Origin of the sequence: Streptomyces sp. ME19-01-6, assembly GCF_033793745.1 — a bacterium.
GTDB lineage: Bacteria > Actinomycetota > Actinomycetes > Streptomycetales > Streptomycetaceae > Streptomyces.
Map to the genome: position 1 here is coordinate 1 of NZ_JARAXF010000007.1, position 17966 is coordinate 17966.

A 17966-nucleotide genomic window follows, 5' to 3' on the forward strand; every position below is an offset into this window, starting at 1 on the left:
GGAGGCCCCGTCTTCATGCTCTCGCCACGGCAGGATCACCCGACCGGGAATCCGCGTTCGACCGCCACCACCCAAGATCGAAAAGACAACAGCTACTTACGGTTTCGCAGCCTCAGCAGCACACGGACCAGCATCACCGAAGTCAGGAATCCCGCAACGACTCAGGTCGCGGTGGTACCGGCTCGCTCTGCGCACGTGTCTCCGATTGCAGTACGCCAAGGCATCACTCACTGGCAAGCCGGGCAGGCAAGACATTGTCCAGTGCAGAACGCCTCAGGGGGAGGTCTTCGTGTCCGCAACCGGAAGTGACGCCGCCGATGCACCGGAAAACGGGGACGATACCCCTCTGCGGCGCGCCATCGGTCCCAAACTGCTGATTTTCTTCGTGATCGGCGACATTCTCGGTACAGGGATCTATGCCACCACCGGGCAGGTCGCCGGTAAGGTCGGCGGGGCGCTGTGGCTGCCGTTCGTCATCGGGTTCGTCGTGGCGATCCTGACCGCCGCCTCGTATGTCGAGCTCGTCGGTAAGTACCCGCAGGCGGCCGGCGCCGCGCTATCCACCCAGAAGGCGTTCCAGGTCCCGTTTCTCACCTTCATCGTCGCCTTCACGGTGATGTGCTCGGGCCTTTGCAACGTCTGGCGCTGGCGCTACGATCAGTTCGGCTGGACCAGCCGCTCCACCCAATTACAGGAGCGCCGCCTGCTGAAATGGGGCGGACCGCTCTTCCACTACGGCACCTTCGCCGCCATCGCCGGCCACCTTATGGGCATCCTCATCCCCGAGTCGTTCACCCGGTGGCTCGGTATCCCCGAGGACACCTACCGCTGGTTCTCCTCCATCGGCGGCACCGTCGCCGCGCTCGCCGTCATCTTCGGCGTGGTGATCCTCGCCTTCCGCCGCACCACCGTGCCCAAGGTCCGTGCCACACCAGCCCCGTCGACTGGGTGGCCCTCATCCTGCTCGCCATCGTCATCGTGCTCGGCATCATCCCCACCATGGGCATGAACCTCCTCGGTGCCGGCTACGACTACCGCCAGAGCGTGGCGCTGTGGTTCCGTGGCCTGTTCGCCGGTAACCCGGATGTGGCCGCGATCTCCCACGCCCCGCTGATCTACCAGGTCCATGCCACCGCCGCGTGGGCCATCCTCGCGGTGTGGCCCTTCACCCGGCTCGTCCACGCCTGGAGCATCCCGCTGTGGTACCTGTGGCGCCCGTTCGTCCTCTACCGCTCCCCTACCGCCACCCACCCCACCGAGCCCGGCACCAGCGGACGCCGCTGGCGCCGCATCGGCGTCCGCTACTGACCCGAACCCGCGCAAGCCCTCCGAAACAGAAACGGCAACTCTGCCATGCAGAAGCTCTCCCTCGACGCGAAGGCCCGCGAGCACCTGGAACGGGCCGCGACCTCCTCCACCGGCCGCAGCGCCGAGACCCGCTACGGCGGCCACGAACACGCTCTGCGCCAGACGCTCATCGCCCTGCGCGCCGGTACCACCCTGGCCGAACATGAAAACCCCGGCGAGGCCACCGTCCTCGTACTACGCGGCCGGGTACGGCTGCACAGCGGCGACGATGTGTGGGAGCGCATGGCCGGCGACCTACTCCTCGTACCGCCCGCTCGCCACAGTCTGGAGGCCCTCGAAGACGCCGCCACACTGCTGACCGTCGCCAAGTCCGCCTGACCTCGGCATCTGCCGATGGGCCGGTGGGCGTCGCAGCCGGATCTTCTGGCTGAAGGTGATCGGAGGTCTCGGATACGGCTCAGCCGGACTATCCAAGATCTCCGGTCAGGACCGTGTGAAGCGTGGGCGGCCCCTGCGTGAGAAGCTGTGTCAGAGAGACCCCGTTGCCCAATTGGGTGAAGCCGACGTGATCGTGGGGCGTGTGCCAGCCGAAGCCACGAGTGTGGTGAGCGGTGGCATACGGGCGTGAACAGGACGTCCGGCCGTGGAACGGGGGTGGGGCGGTGTCCATGCAAGCGGACTCGGGGGCGGATGTCCCCGCCGGAACGCGTGATGTGGCCCAAGCGGCGTTTCCCAAGGGCTGCTTGGCCATGCGAATCCGGGATGCCCTCGGCCCGCTGTTCTCGGACGAGGAGTTCCGGGAGTCGTTCGGAGTCCGGGGGTATCTCCCCTGGCCGGCTGGCTTTGGTCAGTATCCTGCAGTTCGCCGAGAACCTCACCGACCGCCAGGCCGCGCACGCGGTGCGGGCCAGGATCGATGTGAAGTACCTGCTCGGCCTGGAGCTGACCGATCCAGGCTTCGACCACACCGTGTTGACCGGCTTCCGGGACAGGCTCCTGGCACACGGCCTGGAGGGCAGGATCTTGGACCTGCTCCTGGAACGACTGGCCGACATGGGGCTGGTTGCCGCCGGTGGGCGGCAGCGCACCGACTCCACACACGTCCTGGCCGCGGTCCGTACCCTCAACCGCCTGGAGTTCGTCGGGGAGACGCTGCGGGCTGCGCTGGAGGCGCTCGCCGCGGCGGCGCCGGACTGGATGCGCACGTGGATGGCCCCTGACTGGCAGGACCGCTACGGGACACGGATCGACGCCTACCGGCTGCCAACCGACGAGCAGGAACGCCGCGAGCTCGCCCAGCAGATCGCAACCGACGGATACCGCCTCCTCGAAGCGGCCTTTGCACCGACGACGCCGGCATGGTTGCGCCAGGTGCCCGCCATCGGTGTTCTGCGCACGGTGTGGGTGCAGCAGTTCACCCGCACCGTCACCGAGGGCGCTGAGGAGGTGGCCTGGCGGGGGAAGGATGATCTCCCGCCGAGCAGAGCACTGATCGCCTCGCCTTACGATCCTGACGCCCGGTACGCGAAGAAGCGCGGATCAGCCCGGGTTGGATACAAGATCCACCTCAGCGAGAGCTGCGACGACGTCGTGGAGGCGCAGCGCCCGCACTTGATCACCCACGTTGTCACGACGGACGCCACGGTCAACGACGCGATGGTCGTCGACGCGGTCCATGACGGCCTCGCCGACAGGAAGCTCCTCCCGCGGAGCATCTGCTGGATGCCGGCTACACCTCTGCGGAGCTGTTGGTGACCGCGCCGGTCGCTCTCGGTGTGAGCGTCGTCGGCCCGGTCCGGTCGAACAACACCCCGCAGTCGGTGAAGAAGGGTGGCTTCGGTAAATCCGCCTTCACCATCAACTGGCAGGAGCGGCGGGCCACATGCCCGACCGGCGCCACGAACCGGTACTGGACACAGGGAGTGGACAGCACCGGCCGCGACGCTATCCGGATCCGCTTCGCGACCACCACCTGCGCGCCCTGCCCCGTGCGTGACCAGTGCACCCGATCCACCCAGTACGGACGCCAGCTGACCGTTCGACCCCAGGATCAGGACGCCATGCTGGAACGCGTACGCGCCGAGCAGGCCACGGACGAGTGGAAGGACCGCTACGCAGCCCGCGCAGGCGTGGAAGGCACCATCCACCAGGCCGTCACGACCACGGGAGCCCGACGGACCCGCTATGTGGGCCTGGCCAAAACACACCTCGCGCACGTTCTCACCGCAGCAGCAATCAACCTGATCCGCCTGGATGCCTGGTGGAACGACACCCCACTCGCCCGCACCCGCACATCACGGCTGGCCGCCCTCGACCTTGCCGCATGAGTGAATTGGGCAACAGGGTCATCGAGACCTTCTACAACCGGCGCCGCCTGCGCAAACACGCAGTCTTCGGGTACCTCACACCCCACGAGACACCTCAGCGGTTCCGCAACGACCAAACGCTCGCAGCGTAGAAGAAGAGTGTCCAGGATCACGGGGGAACTTCATGTGGCAGCTCCCCCACGAGTGCCCTCCAATCCGCTCTGCACTACACCCCGAGCAGCAGCATGTGCGCCACCCTTGAAGCTCAGCTCGAGCAAAAAACATCACTCAAGGGAAACAACACACTTCACTCATCCGTACTATCTCTGTGCTGGCTGTTCACAGCAGTGACCGCCGCTGCCTTCAGACACCAGCCTGAGAACACACACGCGTGGCGCTCTACGCCTGCGCCAAAGACCTGGCACACCCAGCCAGGAAATAGAGAAAGGTCAACCTTATGTCGGAGAGCACAACGGCCACCACCGAGCTGACGTCGCAGTACGCAGCCCAGGTGGCCAGCGACCTGCAACGCAACACCAAGGATCAGGAACGCATCAGCACGGACATCGCCGCACTGCAGGAGCAGCTCGCTGCCCTGCAGCATGACCACTCCGTGCTGGTCAATGTGCAGCAGGCGCTTGGCGTTTCGCCCACGCCGGTTCAGCCTGCGGTCACCCCGAGCAGCTCCACTGTGCCCGCTCCCCGTAAGAAGACCGCTGGGGAGCCCGGTGCCGGCAAGCAAAAGCGCGCGAAGAAGGCCGACGCCGTACAGGTCCGCGCGGCCGCACAGAAATCGGACGCCAAGAAGCCCGCGGACAAGGCCACAGCCCCGAAGACGGTCCAACCCACGCTCGTCGAACTCGTCCGCAGCCACCTCACCGAACAGGGCGAACCGCGCTCCGCGGCGGAAGTCGCCACCGCCCTCGGCCAGGCCCATCCCGAGCGCGGCATCAAGACCACCGTCGTGCGCACCACCCTCGAAGGGCTCGTCGCCAAAAACCAGGCCCAGCGCAGCAAGCAGGGCGCATCCGTCTTCTACACCGCCCCCCACACTGACGCACCGGCCCAGGACGAGGCGCGGTCCGAGCAGGCCGAGTAAGACCGCTGGGGAGCAGGCTGCCGCGGCGGCAGCAGCCTGCCCGGCGTACGTACCCACGGCCAGCGTCGGGGCCAGGGCGATCTGTCTCCTGCGTCCGAGACCGGTGAGGCGGAGGGGGAGCCTGGGCGAGCGGGCTGACCGCGAACCCGATGATGGCCTTCTGTTCGACGCCGAACTGGCGCGCGATCTTCGGGGCGAACAGCGCGCGCCGACCAGGCTCCCGACACCGGTGACCGTGCCGGAGGCGGTCGGGTTGGCCCCGAGGCCGGTGAGCAGGTTTGTTTGTTTGCTTGCGCGGTGACCGACGACCTGGCCGGTGTCGCGTTGCAGGGGCGCATCGTGTTGCTCTCCCTGTCTGGGCCTGTTGCAGAAGCACACATAGGCGCATTGTTGGCGGTCGAGCCTCGAACCACGCTGAATGGGCATCAAGGGGTTCCCGCGAGGGGTCCGCCCCCGCACGGCGTAAGGCGGTCCACGGACCGGGCGGTGTGTGCCGCACAAAGAAGCGGCGTGTGCACCGCTATCGCGGGTGCGGCTGCCGGGTGAACCGCCCCGGGTTCGGTAGAGATCTCAGATTGTGGTTGTGACCTGGGGTTTCGTGGATTGCACGTAGTAGGTGGTCTCGTATTCGACGGGCGGGACGTGGCCGATCTCACCATGGAGTCGGCGGTGGCAGTACCAGTCGATCCACTCGGCGGTGGCGAGCTCGACCTGGGAGAGCTTCTTCCAGGGGCGGCCAGGTTTGATCAGCTCGGTCTTGAACAGGCCGATCGTGGATTCCATCAGGGCGTTGTCGTAGGCGTCGCCGGCCGAGCCGATGGATGCGGCGATGCCGGCTCGGTCCAGATGCTCGGCCAGCGCGAACGCTGTGTACTGCGACCCCGCGTCCGAGTGGTGTATCAACTCGCCCTGTCGGTAAGGGTATCCGTCCCCGGTCACGTTGCCACAGGGCCATCTCCAGGGCGTCCGGGACGAGCCTGGTCTCCTTGGCGGTGGCGGCGGACCAGCCAACAATGCGCCGGGAGAAGGTGTCCGCGACGAAGGCGACGTAGACGACCCCGCTCCAGGTGGCGACATGCGTGAAGTCCGCGACCCAGCAGCGGGTGGGGGCACTGGCGACGAAGTCGCGGTCGGGGAGGTCCGGGGCTCGCCCGGCGGAAGCCTCGGTGATCGTCGTGCTCACCTTCCTGCCGCGGACGGCGCCGGTGAGACCGAGCTCGCGCATGAGACGCTCCACGGTGCAGCGGGCAACGGCATGCCCCTGCCGGTTCAGCTCGCGCCAGATCTTCCGGGCTCCGCAGACGCGGTAGTTGGAGGTGTAGACCTCATGGATCCGCTCCTTGAGCTCCTCATCGCGCACGGAACGGGCGGAGGGAGTCCCGAGGCGTTTCCTGTGGGCGTCATACGTGGAAGGGGCGATCTTGCAGGCGTGCTCGGTGAGGGTCCTGCAGATCGGCTCGACGCCGCCGAAGCGGTCCCGGTGCTCGTCGATGAACGCTACGAGCGTGTCTGTGGCCGGTCGAGCTCGGCTGCGAAGAAACTCGCCGCAGCCTTCAAAATCTCGTTGGCCCGCTTCAGCTCGGCGTTCTCCTTCTTCAACGCCTTGATCTGGGCGGACTCCTCCGTCGTCGTCCCCGCTCGCGTCCCCGCATCGATGTCGTGCTGCTTCACCCAGTTCCGCAGCGTCTCACGGGACCCGGTGCCGAGCTTCCCTGCCACCGCCTGCAAAGCGGCCGTCTCGTTCGGGTAGTCGTCGCGCACCTCGGCGACCATGCGCACCGCACGGGGGCGGAGCTCAAGCGGGTAGGAGGAAGGTCGTGCCGAAACTCGAATCCTTACACGTGTTCGAGTCTCTACCGAACCCGGGGCGGTTCAGTGCCCGCCGGACGGATTGTCCGCGGCGTTGCCGTACGTGTGGGCGAAGCAGTCGCACTTCCGCGTGTCCGGAATGGACTCATCGCCAGCAGACCGATACAACTGCGACAACAGGGCCTCCCGGTGAGCAGTGGCGTAGACACCCTCTGTGCTGCCGAGTGGCCCTGCCTTCATGCCCCAACGCGGCCACAATCACCTGAACAGCACACCCGTACGGAACCACCAACCCCCACACTCGGTTTCGAGAAGCTCTCTTACGCAAAGAGATGTTCACGGGATTCCTCCGAGTAGGTGGGGCGCGGGGCGGCCCAACCCGCCGCAGCTTCGAGTTCCGGCTGCGCTCCACAGTCCTGGACTACTCAAGGAAGCCCTCGCACCGGGCGCCGTCGAACGGCTGCGGAGCGGTACGAGAAGCCTCGCGGGCCACCGACCTCCGCACAACGGATCAAGGCGTCCGGGACCGTCCGGAACCCTTCGAGGCCGTCCCACCCCAGGTTCGATGCCCTGCCCAGACACTCTCGGATCCCGGCCGAACCCCACTACCGACGTCAGCGGTCACGTCCCCCGATTGCACTGCAGCGGCGAATCCGGGACATCAGGCCGCGGGGCGGGCGACGTCGCCCCGCTGCCCGAGCTGCTGGAGACGCCGCACACCGAGTGGGCGTGGCGGCCGACCGGCCAGCGTGACGACCTGCTCTTCGCTCCTTGGGCGCCGTTTTGCCGGACCGGCAACAGGAGTGGCCTGCCCGGGACACGATGGGCGACGGTGGGTCCGTGACCGACAACATCACAGCAGGATCGCCCGCGTCCGGCACCCCCTCGCCTGCCGACGGCTACGTCGGAGACCCCGCGGTGCGGGCGGAGTGGGACAACCGGTACGCCGACCGACAACAACTGTGGAGCGGCCAGCCCAACGGTGCGCTCGTCGCCGAGGTCGCCGGGCTCACACCCGGGCGGGTGCTCGACATCGGCTGTGGCGAGGGCGCGGACGCCGTCTGGCTCGCGCGCGGCGGCTGGGACGTGACCGCGCTCGAGGTCTCGGGCGTGGCGCTGGAGCGGGCGGCCGAGCACGCACGGGACGCAGGCCTCACCGTTCGCTGGGTACACGCCGCCCTGACGGAGGCGGCGCTCCCGCCAGCCTCCTTTGACCTGGTCTCCGCGCAGTACCCAGCCCTGCTGCGCACCCCCGACGCCGCAGCCGAGCGAGCGCTGCTCGCGGCCGTCGCACCCGGCGGCGTACTGCTGCTCGTACACCACGCAGGGATGGACAACCAGCCGGCGCACGACAGCGGCTTCGACCCGGCTGACTACGTCTGGCCCTCGATGGTCGCCGCTCTGCTCAGCGACGACTGGGAGGTGGAGGTGGACGAGCAGCGGCCACGTGTGGCACCCGACGGCGGCGCCGGCGCGCACCATACCGACGACCTGGTGCTGCGCGCGCGTCGGCTGCGCTGAGCTTGTTCTTTCTGGTCTGACCTCGAACAATGCCCCGAACATGATCGCTCGTACGGGGATTCCGGGGATAGAACACGGCCTTCGTCTGATCCTGTGCTCCGGCCAAAGAGGCACTTGACCAGCACGCAGGCCGTGGGGAATGACTCTGCTGCATCACGATGCCCGGCGGGAAGCTTTCGCGGCGGCGTCACACTTCCCGGACGACTTCTTCGACTGCCTGCCCGTGCGCGGGGACACGATGTTCGAGCTGACCGACGCGTTGCTGTGTGCAGACGGGCCGGTGACCACGCCGGTGGACCTCACGCTGACGGTCGAGCACCGGCGCGGTCACGGCGCGATGCACGCCGCGCTGAACAGCGGGAACGTCGATGTGCCGCGGCTGCGACAGGCCTTGGCCGGGCTGCCGCAGCCCGAGGCCGCCGACGGACGCCTGGTGCTGGCGGGGGACCCACTGGCTGCGGCCGGATGCTCCGTGCAGTGCGGACCGCCTGTTCTGCCACGTCTACGGCCGCAGCGGGCGCTCGTCGGACCAGTTCGTGCCCGGCTGGCCCTACTCGTTCGTCGCCGCGCTGGAGTCGGGCCGGACCTCATGGTGGCAAATCCTGGACGCGTTGCGGCTGGGGCCGGCCGACAAAGTCGCCGAGGTCGCCGCGGCCCAGGTGCGCCGCGTGGTCGAGGACCTCATCGACATGGGCCGCTGGCACGCGGGTGACCGCGACATCCTGATCGCCTTCGACGCCGGCTCCAAAGGCGGACGCGCACGGACCCCGTGATGCGCAAGCCCGGTGCCGTGGATCTCACCACCTCAAGGCGGGGACGACCAGCTCGAGGCCCCAGCTGTCCCATGCCTCTGCGAGGGATACGAGGTGGTCAATATCCAGGACGCGGGCGTTTGAGACATCGGTGGCGTCGCAGAACGAGTGCCACACGCCGCCGGAGATCGCGCAGCTGCCGCTGACCGTTGGCGGCTCGATTGGCGGTCGTAGAACCTGGCGCCCGTGGGTGTCGTCCGCAACGGTCCGGTGCCGCGCGCCAGCAGCCGCACGCCGAGATCGTGCTCGAGCCGCTGGATCTGACGTTTCATCGCTGGCTGTGTGACTCCCTGTCGGCGGGTGCCCGCCGAGATTGAGCCCTCTTGGGCCACGGCTACGAAAGATGCGAACAGGGTGAGGTCAGACCATTATTCGACATCATGTGGATCATCTGCCCATGATGGCAATGGACTCGACCGGAGCCGTCCTCCGAAGGGGCTTATTTACATGACCATGACCGGCCAGGTGCGGCGCCGAGCGCAAGGTGCGTCGAGCCGTGTTCGGCTCTTTCGTGGGGTCCTCCGTCGAGTGGGCTTCGAGGGCATCGACGGGCGCCTTGGAACCGCCTGCGTCGCCACCCGCTGGCAAGCGTGGAGCGGACCGGAGACTGCCGGACGTCTCCGGACTCCCGTCCTCCGCTCCGACGCCTCGTTCTCAGAGACCCTCACATACGAAACAAGGAGTACACCGTGAGCAAGCCCGGACAGACCGTCGAGATCCCTCACCTCGGGGGGTCGACCGTCGGATACACCTTCGGCAAGCCGTACGACCCCGCACTCCCGACGCTGGTCCTGATCAACTCGTACACCACCTCGGCCGAGTTGTACCGGCCGCAGTTCACCGACCCGGAGCTCGGGTCCGCGGCCAACCTGCTGGCCCTCGAACCCTACGGGCACGGCCGCACGAGGGCCGCGTACCAGCACTTCACCTACTGGGACAGCGCGGTCGCGAACCTGCAGGCCCTCGAGGCCCTCGGGATCGACGAGGCCTTCGTGCTGGGAACCTCGCAGGGCGGCTGGGTGGCGGTCCGCATGGCTCTGCTCGCCCCGGACGTCGTGAGGGGCCTCATCCCGCTCGGCACATCGATGGACTTCGAGAGCCCGCGCAGCCGCGACCTGGGGTGCTGGGACGGGATAGGGTCCAACACGCCGCTCGTCGACGCCCTCGCCGACCCGGTCGGCGAGGACTGGGTCGTGCCGGACGAGGTCGTAGACGCCATCTTCACCACGGCCCTGGGCGGCGTCTCAGCCGAGGAACGCGAATTCTGGCTCACCGCCTACCGTGCAAACTACACCGGTGACGCCGGACGCCACCGTCTGCGCCTCAGCACGGTGAACCTGCGGGACCGCGACGGGCTCCACGGCAGGCTCGATGAGGTCCGCTGCCCCGTCCTGTGGCTGCACGGGACCGCGGACCAGGTGTACTCCGTGCCGAACGCCCAGGAGGAGATCCGGATGTTCACCCGCTCCCCCGAGGCGCGCCTGGAGATCATTGAGGGCGGGCAGCACTTCCTGAGTGCCTCGCATCCCGCGGAGGTCGGCTCCGCAGCGATCGAGTTCCTGAAGCGCTGGGCCTGAGCCTGCAGCCACCGGTGCGTCGGCCGGTTGATCTTCTGCTTGATTGTTGATCGATCCGGGCGGGGTGGGCGGGGAGGTGCCCGGGACCGGGCCTCCGGGCACCTCTGAGTGACGGCGGTCTCGGCTCCGAAGAAGGCCGACGCCGCCCGTTCCTGAGCAGCCGCACGGGCACGGCCCGCCGGGCCTGCTCCGCGGCGGTTTGCTCGTGCCGCCACGTCCTCAGCCATCGCCGCCGTCGACCGGGCGCTATCACATGCATGACGCACCCGACACCCACACTTCCCTTGGAACAGCCGCTCCTGGAGCGCCGGGCACAAATCATGATGCACTCGTACGGGCGGCCGGCTGTCCTTGTACGGCCCAGCCTTCCAGGGCACGGCGCGGTATATCACCGCGATGAGACTTGCGGACTTATCAGTGGAGACGGCCGATGCCTGGACAAGGCAGGGTGGACCCCGGTCGGCGAAGCGGAAGCTTCTGGATACCGGCCCTGCGCACGCTGTGGGTGGGCTGATGCGTTCCTCCCTCCAGGGACGAAGCCACCAGACGGGCTTTATCCGAGCGCGGCAGGTTCGTCTTGTGCGAGCACGTCGGACGGAGGGGCAAGGAATGGCTGGTGAGAGCGAGGTCGGCCGGGCATCTGTCGGGTTCGAGGTGGCTACCGGCGCCTTGGCGCTCCCTGCAGGGAGCGCCAAGGCGCCGGAGGCCGCGATTGCACAGCTCTCCGGAACCCTCGCCCCGGGAAGCCAGATGCCCGTGTCCCTCAGCGGAATTCTGCGGGGCAGGTGGTGTGGGCGGCTTCTGGCAGGGGTGCGGGTGATCCGCTCACGCATCGGGGGCACCGTCACCGTTATGCAGGACCGGTCCCGAGAAGGCAGCGCTACCGTCCACGAACGTCGCGCTGTCTACACAGCCTGTATGGCGGAGTATGGCGGCCTGGTGTGTGCATGCGATCCGCCGGTGCCGAGCCGACGGCCTTTACCCGAAAGGGAGGAACGACGATGTTTGCCGAGCCGACACAGCGCTGGATTTTGGCCTTCGACGCGTCCTGTGGCACATGCCGAAGCATCTCGCGAGCGGTGGAGGAGGCCGGGGGCGGCCGGTTCGCCGTCCTGCCGCTGCAGCATCCCGAAGTGACGCGGTGGCGGTCTGCGGCCCTGGGTGACGGCGCGCCGTTCACTCCGACCCTGCTCCGGGTCCGCGGCGCCGACGACGTGCGGGCTTGGACCTCCCGTCGCATCGCTCTCCCGCTCATCCGGCTGCTGGGGCCACGAGCGACTCTGCGCGTCCTGGGCGCGCTCGAGCAGCTTCGTGAGGAGGCACGCGCACCGTTGTCCCCACCCGCTCCGGCCCGCGGTCTGAGCCGCAAGACGTTCCTGCGGCTGGGCGTCGGAGCTACGATCGCCGGCGGACTCGTCTTCAGCGGGGCGGTTCCGGCGCTTGCCGAACAGCGCAGAACGGCTGCCGCCGCGTGGGTGGCCACCAACCGGACCCGTCTCCCACAGACTTACAGCGCGTTCGTGGCTTTCCCGGAGGAATACCGGCAGGAGATCTACCAGGCCCTTTCGCCGGCTCAGCGGGCTGGCCTGTGGCGCGAACACGTCGCCGCGTTCCGGGCGGCGCACCCGGCGTCGAACGCTGGCCAGCGCCGCGCCTACGAGATGGTGGAGCGGGCGCTGGCTGACGACAGCATGTGCGATTCCGACCAGGTCGAGCAGCACGCCCAGGCCCTCGAAGCGATCCGCACAACCGTGACGAAGGAGTTCGGCATCGAGCAAGGCCGGCACCTCATTGCTACGCTCGGCCCGGCGACCGAGACGGCGCAGCCTCTCGCAGACGCGTGCAGCTGCTCCACGGAGTCGGACTGGTGCGGCGTCGACCCGTGGAATTGCGGGTCGACCGCCCCTCCGTGCCAGCGCGTGCGCCGCTGTGGCACGGCTTACCAGTACTGATGCGACGGCCACTGCTTCTACTGATCCACGGCCCTCACGGTCGGCGGCCGTTCGCGGCGGGTCAGCATAAGGCGGGCCTTGCCGCAGCGGCCGCCGGGGGCGACCGGCGCAGTGTGCGCGCGTCCCACAGGCCACGGCCGCCCGGTGGCTCGATGACGGCGTGTTCTCGCAGGGTTCTGATGTCCCAGACAGTGATCCGGGGCTACAGCTGCCCGTCATGCGTCGCGGTACCGAAGTCGTGGACCGTGACGACGTTCGGGTGCGCGAGTCCGCCAGCGACCGCGGCTTCGCGGGCGAACCGGGCCACCTGCCGGTTGCTGTCCGCGCTGCCGTCGCCGGTGAGGACCTTGACCGCGACCAGGAGGTCGATACAGCGGGATGGTCGCGACGACGATGTCCCCGGCGGTCGCGGCTTCGGTGGGGGGCCGCGCGGGCGCGTGGGCCCAGTTCTGCCACCAGGTCGGCCAGGCTGTCCGGTCCTCGCCGGTTACTCAGGACGACGTCGTGTCCGGCGGCGACGGCCAGCCGTGCGACGGTGCCTCCTGTGTGTCCGCTGCCGATCAGTCCGATGGCTTTGTAACTGAGGGCGGGAGTCGTTCCGACGTGACTGTAGGAGTCACCTTCTGACACCGAGTTTGCTGTGTCGGTTTGTTTCGACGTCAGCAAAGATCTTGCGGTGGGAGCGTGGGGTGTGCATCTCCCGTAGGGGGTTCGATGTCGGAGTCGAAGGTCGATCTGTACGCCGCTATTCGCCGTGACCACGACCGCAACGGACTCTGTCCCAACGAGCCCTGCAGCGCAAGTACAACGTCACCTGGCGGACCGTGCGCCGAGCCCTGGACGGGCATTGGCCCGAGCCGAGGAAGAAGCCACGCCGGCGCGAGTCCCGGCTGAACCCGTACAAGCAGCTGATCGACGCGATGCTGCGGGCGGGCCTGGACGCGCCGGCGAAGCAGCGGCACACCGCTCAGCGGATCTTTGACCGCCTGGTCGACGAGCACGATGCCCCCGACATCTCGTACCCGATGGTCCGCCTCTACGTGAAGGAGAGACGGGCTGAGGTGCGCCGGGAAGCGGGGCGGGGTCCGCAGGCGATGTTCGTGCCGCAGACCCATCTGCCCGAGGCCGAGGCGGAGGTCGACTTCGGCGAGTTCCATGTGGTGCTCGCCGGAAGGCTGACGAAGGTCTACCTGTTCTCACAACGGCTGTCGTACTCCGGCGAGGCCGTGCACCACGTGTTCGCCACTGCCGGCCAGGAGGCGTTCTTCGAAAGCCACCTGCACGCGTTCCGCGTGCTGGGCGGGATCTCACGGGGCCACAATCGAGGGTGCCCACGAGAAGGGCGGGGTTGAGGGTCAGATCGGGTACTTCCGCCGCAGCCACCTGGTCCCCGTCCCGGAGGTTTCGTCCCTGACCGAGCTCAACGCGATGGTCGACGAGTGGGACCTGACCGACGAGAGCCGCAGGCTGCGGTCGCGGACCCGAACGGTCGGCGAGTACTTCGCCGCCGAGCAGTCGCTGCCGAAGCCGTTGCCGACCGAGCTGTTCGAGACCGGACGCTGGTTCACCCCGCGCGTCGACCGCTTCGGGCAGGTCAACGTCCGTGGCAACGCCTACTCGGTGCCGGTGCGATTCATCGGCCACCAGCTGCGGGTGCTGTGCTGCACGCCAACGGCCTGATCGTCTTCGACGGCCGCACTGAGGTCACCCGCCGCGAACGCCTCGGCGGCCGGGGCGGCTCCTGCCTGGTCCTGGACCACTACCTCGAAGCGCTCCTGCGCAAGCCCGGCGCCTTCCCCGGCTCGACCGCGGCTGACCGCCGACGCGGTCGCCCTGGAAGCCAGCAAGCTCGCCGAGTCCGACGGCTCACTTGCCCCGCCGCCGGCCGCAGCGACTGGCCTGGCAGACATGGACGGGCCGAACTCTTCGGTGACGTCCTTGTCCGACTGGAGGCTCGCGCATCTCCCGCCCGGCACCAGGCCGCTGCCCTCGGTGGCCCACTCCGACCAGTTACTGAACCGGCGCGGCCGCACGGCCGGAGACAAGGAAGGATCATGATGCGCAAGCGAGGCCTGACCGAAGAAGCCGCCACCGCCTCCATCGACCAGGCATGCCGCATGCTGCGGCTGCCCACCATCCGCCAGCAGTTCAAGGAGATGGCTGACGGCGCCACCCGTGACCAGATGTCCTACCGCGGCTTCCTCGCCGAGCTGCTGATGGCCGAGTGCCACGACAGGGCCCGGCGCCGGTCCGAACGCCGGATCCGGGCCGCGGCCTTCCCGAGGGACAAGTCACTGCGGGCCTTCGACTTCGACGCCAACCCCAACGTCGACCCGCCACCATCAACACCCTCGCTACCTGCGAATGGGTCAAGAAGGGTGAGCCGCTCTGCCTGATCGGCGACTGCGGCACTGGCAAGTCCCACCTACTGATCGCGCTGGGGACCGAGGCCGCGACGCAGGGCTTCCGCGTCCGCTATGTGCTGGCGACCAAGCTCGTCAACGAGGTCGTCGAGGCCGCCGACGACAAGCAGCTGTCGAAGACCATCGCCCGCTACGGCCGTGTCGATCTTCTTTGCATCGACGAACTCGGCTACAATGGAACTTGACCGCTGCGGAGCCGAGCTACTGTTCCAGGTTCTGACGGAGCGTGAGGAAAAGAACAGTCTGGCCAACGCCAACAACGAATCCTTCAGCGGCTGGACCAAGATCTTCACCGACCCCAGGCTCTGCGCGGCCATCGTCGACCGCCTGACCTTCAACGGGCGCGATCACCCAGACCGGCACCGAGTCCTACCGACTCGCCCCACACCAGGGCCCAAGCCGAACGGGCCAGCTGACCTGGGCAGGGCAAGACCAGGCCGTCGGTACTTCTAGGCCAGAGAGCCGGTCGACAGCAGTCCGGCCACCTCCAGATAGGCGGCCGTGTCCGCGTGGGTGTCGAAGAACAGATCCGCGGGGCGCAGGCCGTCCCGGTTATGCGTCGAGGTGAACCCGGCGACCCGACATCCCGCTGCCTTCCCTGCAGCCACCCCGGCCGGCGCGTCCTCCACGACCAGACACGCCGACGGTTCCAGGCCGAGAGCGGCGGCCGCTTTCAGATAGCACTCGGGCGCAGGCTTGGCCTGCGCCACATCGCCCCCATAAACCTGAACCCGCGGCAGGGGCAGACCCGCCGCCGCGAACAACAACAGCTCGACGGCGCCGTCAACTGCTGGAAAGGCATCCTGTTGCTGATCCAGGAGTTGGTCGAGCACCAAGCGGTCCTGCGACGGATCCAGTTCCGGGGCTGCCAGCCTCACCGTGTCCTCCGGCCGCCGACCGAAGGTCAACGGCCAAACCACGCTGGCATCCAGGCCCCGCAGTCCCGCCCAGGCATCCCACACATGTCGATGCGCCTCAGTCGAGTCGAGCAGTACCCCGTCCACGTCGAACAGCACCGCACCGAGCATCATGATTCCTCTCCGCCGAACACCTCGGCTGAAGATCGTCCAAGGCCGGACGACCCTCGCAGTGACATTAAATCTCACTGACATCGATCATGACGACTGGCCCCGAGTGACTCCCCAACGCGTATCGAAACGACATCCACGGCCAGTGACACAGCCAGTCCGATCGCGCTCATGTCGGTGTCCCTTCAGGAGCACCTTCCGCAAGCGGTTCAGAGTTCGAGGATGACGGAGCCCACGGCTTCCCGCGAGGCCAGGCGCTGGTAGCCGCCCTTGAAGTCGTCGAGGGCGAACCTGCTGTCAATGACGGGCCGCGGCTGCCCGTCGGCGGCCAGACGGCCGATGGCCTAAGCCCCTTGGCGATCTCCTCGTCGGAGTCGCCGTGCACGCCGTAGCCGGTGACGAGCCGCCCTGCGAAGAGGTCCAGGACGTCGACCGGGGCCTGCGTGCCCCCGGTGAAGCCCAAGGACATGACCGTGCCGCCGGGGCGGACGGACCGAGTCAACTCGCCGAGGCGCGGTCCGCCGACCGGGTCCCGGGCGATGTCGACGCCGTGGCCGTCGGTGAGGTGGGCGATGGCCTCGTCGAGTTTCTGCGACGCGGAGTCGATGACCGCCCATGCTCCGGTCTCCGTTGCCCGGCGCGCCTTCTGCGGGGAGGAGACTCGGCCGACAGGCCGTGCGCCGAGTGCCTTCGCCGTCTGCATCCCGGCGTGGCCCACTCCACCCGTCGCCCCGGAGACGAGGACGATCTGGCCGCTCCGGACCTTCGCGGTCTTCGTGAGGGCCAGGTAGGTCGTCAGGTAGTTGACCATCAGCGCCGATCCCTCCGCCCAGTCGAGAGTGTCCGACAACTCCAGCAGCCGGTCGTCCCTGACCAGGGCCCACTCCTGGAAGAGGCCGTCCACGGCCACGGCCAAGTCGGAGTGGCCGTAGATGGCCACCCTTGTGCCGGGGGCGAAACGGTCACTCTCCTCAACGGTCCCCGAGCCCTCGTTGCCCAGGACGAGGGGGCACCTGCGGGAAGCCGAAGTCGCCCTTGCGGATCGTGTTCGAGAGCTGGTTGATCGTCGCGGAACGCATCCTGACGAGCGTGAAACCCTCACGGGGAACCGGCTTCGGGCGTTCCTCCACACCCATCTCGGGCTGGTCGCCGTGTCGTTGCGTATCGACCGCTTTCATGGTGTGCCTCCACCCGTTCGTCATAGTCGGGTCGGGTCACCGGCGGGCGGTGGCCGCCTGGGCGGCATCGGGGACGGCCGCGGCGGCGATCCGTGTCGTACCGCGCTGGTGGCGGCGTGTGAGGTGGCGGTCCAGTAGCGTGCTCTCCACGGCCGCCAGGGCGAAGGCCGCACCGACCCAGCCGATGGCCGCCAGGCCCAGCCCCGCGTCAATGACCAGGCCGGAGATGTACGGGGCGACGGCGATGCCGACATTGAACGCGGCGATGTTGATCGCGCCGCCCAGCGTCCTGGTCTCACCGAGGATGCCGAAGACCCGGGCGTTGACGGCCGGGGTGCAGAACATGCCTCCCGCGCCCATCAGTATCGCCAACGGCACCACGGCCCACGCGCTGCCCGCCGTCAGCGCGACGCCGGAGGCCGCGACAGCGACCGTGCCCATGCCGGTCAGCAGAGACCCGATAGGTCCCCGGTCGGCGACGCGGCCGCCCACCGTCATGCCCGTCAGCGCGCCCACCCCGTACAGCGCCAGGATCAGCGGCACCAGCCCCTCGGCGACACCCGTCACGTCCTCCAGCAGAGCACCGAGGTAGGAGAAGACCGCGATCGTGGCGGCGATGGTCAGAGCAGCGGTCGCGTAGGCGGCCCACAGGCGCGGCACGGCCAGGGAGCGCAGCTCGGTGCGCAGCCTCAGCGGTGGCGCGTCGGTGTCGTGCCCGCCGGGCAGGGCGAACAACAGCGCGGCCACGGAGAGCGCGGTCATCGCGGCCACCGCCCAGAACGCCGCCTGCCACCCCGTGTACTGGGCCAGCAGGGTACCGGCCGGCACACCGACGATCATGGCGACGCTGATCCCGCCGGCCACCACAGACATCGCCTTCGCGCGCCGGTCGGCGGGGACGAGGGAGACGGCGGCCACCGAGGCCAGGGCCCAGAAATTAACGTATGCCATGG

At 68.3% G+C, this 17966-nt stretch carries 12 protein-coding genes and 7 pseudogenes; 13 read left to right on the plus strand and 6 right to left on the minus strand.

Translation table 11 applies throughout. From position 1 onward, the window contains the following. Positions 1–289 precede the first annotated feature (289 nt). The 6 genes and pseudogenes from PV419_RS18235 to PV419_RS18260 all read left to right on the plus strand — a co-directional run. A pseudogene (locus tag PV419_RS18235) lies at positions 290–631 on the plus strand (amino acid permease); the annotation flags it as partial. Then, positions 617–1308: pseudogene (narI, locus tag PV419_RS18240) on the plus strand (respiratory nitrate reductase subunit gamma). The pseudogenes PV419_RS18235 and narI, both read left to right, overlap by 15 nt. Positions 1309–1353: 45 nt before the next feature. Continuing rightward, the gene (locus PV419_RS18245) at positions 1354–1686 is read left to right on the plus strand and encodes a cupin domain-containing protein (RefSeq protein ID WP_319690083.1); all 333 of its coding nucleotides are present in this window, start codon (positions 1354–1356) and stop codon (positions 1684–1686) included. 284 nt (positions 1687–1970) lie between these two features. Beyond that, positions 1971–3635 (plus strand): annotated as a pseudogene (locus PV419_RS18250) (IS1182 family transposase). Next, a complete protein-coding gene (locus PV419_RS18255; protein ID WP_319690088.1) occupies positions 3632–3766 on the plus strand; it encodes a hypothetical protein in 135 nt (44 codons plus the stop codon). The pseudogene PV419_RS18250 and the gene PV419_RS18255 overlap by 4 nt, the downstream one beginning before the upstream one ends. A 305-nt stretch (positions 3767–4071) precedes the next feature. Next, positions 4072–4713, plus strand: coding sequence for a hypothetical protein (locus PV419_RS18260; RefSeq protein WP_319690095.1), 642 nt, complete (start codon positions 4072–4074; stop codon positions 4711–4713). Positions 4714–5283: 570 nt separating this feature from the next. Here PV419_RS18260 and PV419_RS18265 read toward each other — a convergent pair. Next, positions 5284–6486: pseudogene (locus tag PV419_RS18265) on the minus strand (IS3 family transposase). Positions 6487–7362: 876 nt separating this feature from the next. Between PV419_RS18265 and PV419_RS18270 the strand changes: the two are divergent. Both PV419_RS18270 and PV419_RS18275 read left to right on the plus strand, forming a co-directional pair. Beyond that, on the plus strand, positions 7363–8043 hold the full coding sequence (locus PV419_RS18270; protein WP_319690102.1) for a class I SAM-dependent methyltransferase: 681 nt from the start codon (positions 7363–7365) through the stop codon (positions 8041–8043). A 139-nt stretch (positions 8044–8182) separates the two neighbouring features. Next, positions 8183–8786, plus strand: a pseudogene (locus PV419_RS18275) (transposase); the annotation flags it as partial. Positions 8787–8848: 62 nt separating this feature from the next. Here the strand turns inward: PV419_RS18275 and PV419_RS53290 are convergent. Beyond that, positions 8849–9208 carry a LysR family transcriptional regulator gene (locus tag PV419_RS53290; protein ID WP_415925337.1) on the minus strand — a complete coding sequence of 120 codons (360 nt, stop codon included), beginning with the start codon at positions 9206–9208 and terminating at the stop codon, positions 8849–8851. Between the two features lie 336 nt (positions 9209–9544). Between PV419_RS53290 and PV419_RS18280 the strand changes: the two genes are divergently transcribed. Together PV419_RS18280 and PV419_RS18285 are read left to right on the plus strand one after the other, a co-directional pair. Further along, complete coding sequence (locus PV419_RS18280) at positions 9545–10432, plus strand: alpha/beta hydrolase (RefSeq protein ID WP_319690108.1); 888 nt, start codon at positions 9545–9547, stop codon at positions 10430–10432. 1001 nt (positions 10433–11433) lie between these two features. After that, positions 11434–12384 carry a bacteriocin fulvocin C-related protein gene (locus tag PV419_RS18285; RefSeq protein ID WP_319690114.1) on the plus strand — a complete coding sequence of 317 codons (951 nt, stop codon included), beginning with the start codon at positions 11434–11436 and terminating at the stop codon, positions 12382–12384. Between the two features lie 371 nt (positions 12385–12755). On the opposite strand, the pseudogene PV419_RS18290 reads toward PV419_RS18285, so the two are convergent. Beyond that, positions 12756–12954, minus strand: a pseudogene (locus tag PV419_RS18290) (NAD(P)-binding domain-containing protein); the annotation flags it as partial. Positions 12955–13208: 254 nt separating this feature from the next. Between PV419_RS18290 and PV419_RS18295 the strand changes: the two are divergent. The 3 genes and pseudogenes from PV419_RS18295 (at position 13209) to istB (ending at position 15223) form a co-directional block, all read left to right on the plus strand. Continuing rightward, the gene (locus tag PV419_RS18295) at positions 13209–13736 is read left to right on the plus strand and encodes a hypothetical protein (RefSeq protein WP_319690121.1); all 528 of its coding nucleotides are present in this window, start codon (positions 13209–13211) and stop codon (positions 13734–13736) included. 76 nt (positions 13737–13812) lie between these two features. Next, positions 13813–14064: a Mu transposase domain-containing protein gene (locus PV419_RS18300; RefSeq protein WP_319690126.1), complete on the plus strand. Its 252-nt coding sequence runs from the start codon at positions 13813–13815 to the stop codon at positions 14062–14064. Positions 14065–14438: 374 nt separating this feature from the next. Further along, positions 14439–15223: pseudogene (istB, locus tag PV419_RS18305) on the plus strand (IS21-like element helper ATPase IstB). A gap of 33 nt (positions 15224–15256) precedes the next feature. Here istB and PV419_RS18310 read toward each other — a convergent pair. From PV419_RS18310 to PV419_RS18320, 3 genes are all read right to left on the minus strand, one after another. After that, on the minus strand, positions 15257–15838 hold the full coding sequence (locus PV419_RS18310) for an HAD-IA family hydrolase (protein WP_319690133.1): 582 nt from the start codon (positions 15836–15838) through the stop codon (positions 15257–15259). 166 nt (positions 15839–16004) lie between these two features. After that, a complete protein-coding gene (locus tag PV419_RS18315; RefSeq protein WP_319690140.1) occupies positions 16005–16775 on the minus strand; it encodes a quinone oxidoreductase family protein in 771 nt (256 codons plus the stop codon). Between the two features lie 274 nt (positions 16776–17049). Next, entirely contained in the window at positions 17050–17964 is a 915-nt protein-coding gene (locus tag PV419_RS18320; RefSeq protein WP_319690149.1) for an MFS transporter, read from the minus strand. Positions 17965–17966: the final 2 nt, after the last annotated feature.

Bases quoted from the DNA above. Each gene is read 5' to 3' on its own strand.
- PV419_RS18300 (WP_319690126.1), top strand. From the start codon at position 13,813: ATGGTCGACGAGTGGGACCTGACCGACGAGAGCCGCAGGCTGCGGTCG.
- PV419_RS18285 (WP_319690114.1), top strand. From the start codon at position 11,434: ATGTTTGCCGAGCCGACACAGCGCTGGATTTTGGCCTTCGACGCGTCC.
- PV419_RS18255 (WP_319690088.1), top strand. From the start codon at position 3,632: ATGAGTGAATTGGGCAACAGGGTCATCGAGACCTTCTACAACCGGCGC.
- PV419_RS18310 (WP_319690133.1), bottom strand. From the start codon at position 15,838: ATGATGCTCGGTGCGGTGCTGTTCGACGTGGACGGGGTACTGCTCGAC.
- PV419_RS18245 (WP_319690083.1), top strand. From the start codon at position 1,354: ATGCAGAAGCTCTCCCTCGACGCGAAGGCCCGCGAGCACCTGGAACGG.
- PV419_RS18260 (WP_319690095.1), top strand. From the start codon at position 4,072: ATGTCGGAGAGCACAACGGCCACCACCGAGCTGACGTCGCAGTACGCA.
- PV419_RS18320 (WP_319690149.1), bottom strand. From the start codon at position 17,964: ATGGCATACGTTAATTTCTGGGCCCTGGCCTCGGTGGCCGCCGTCTCC.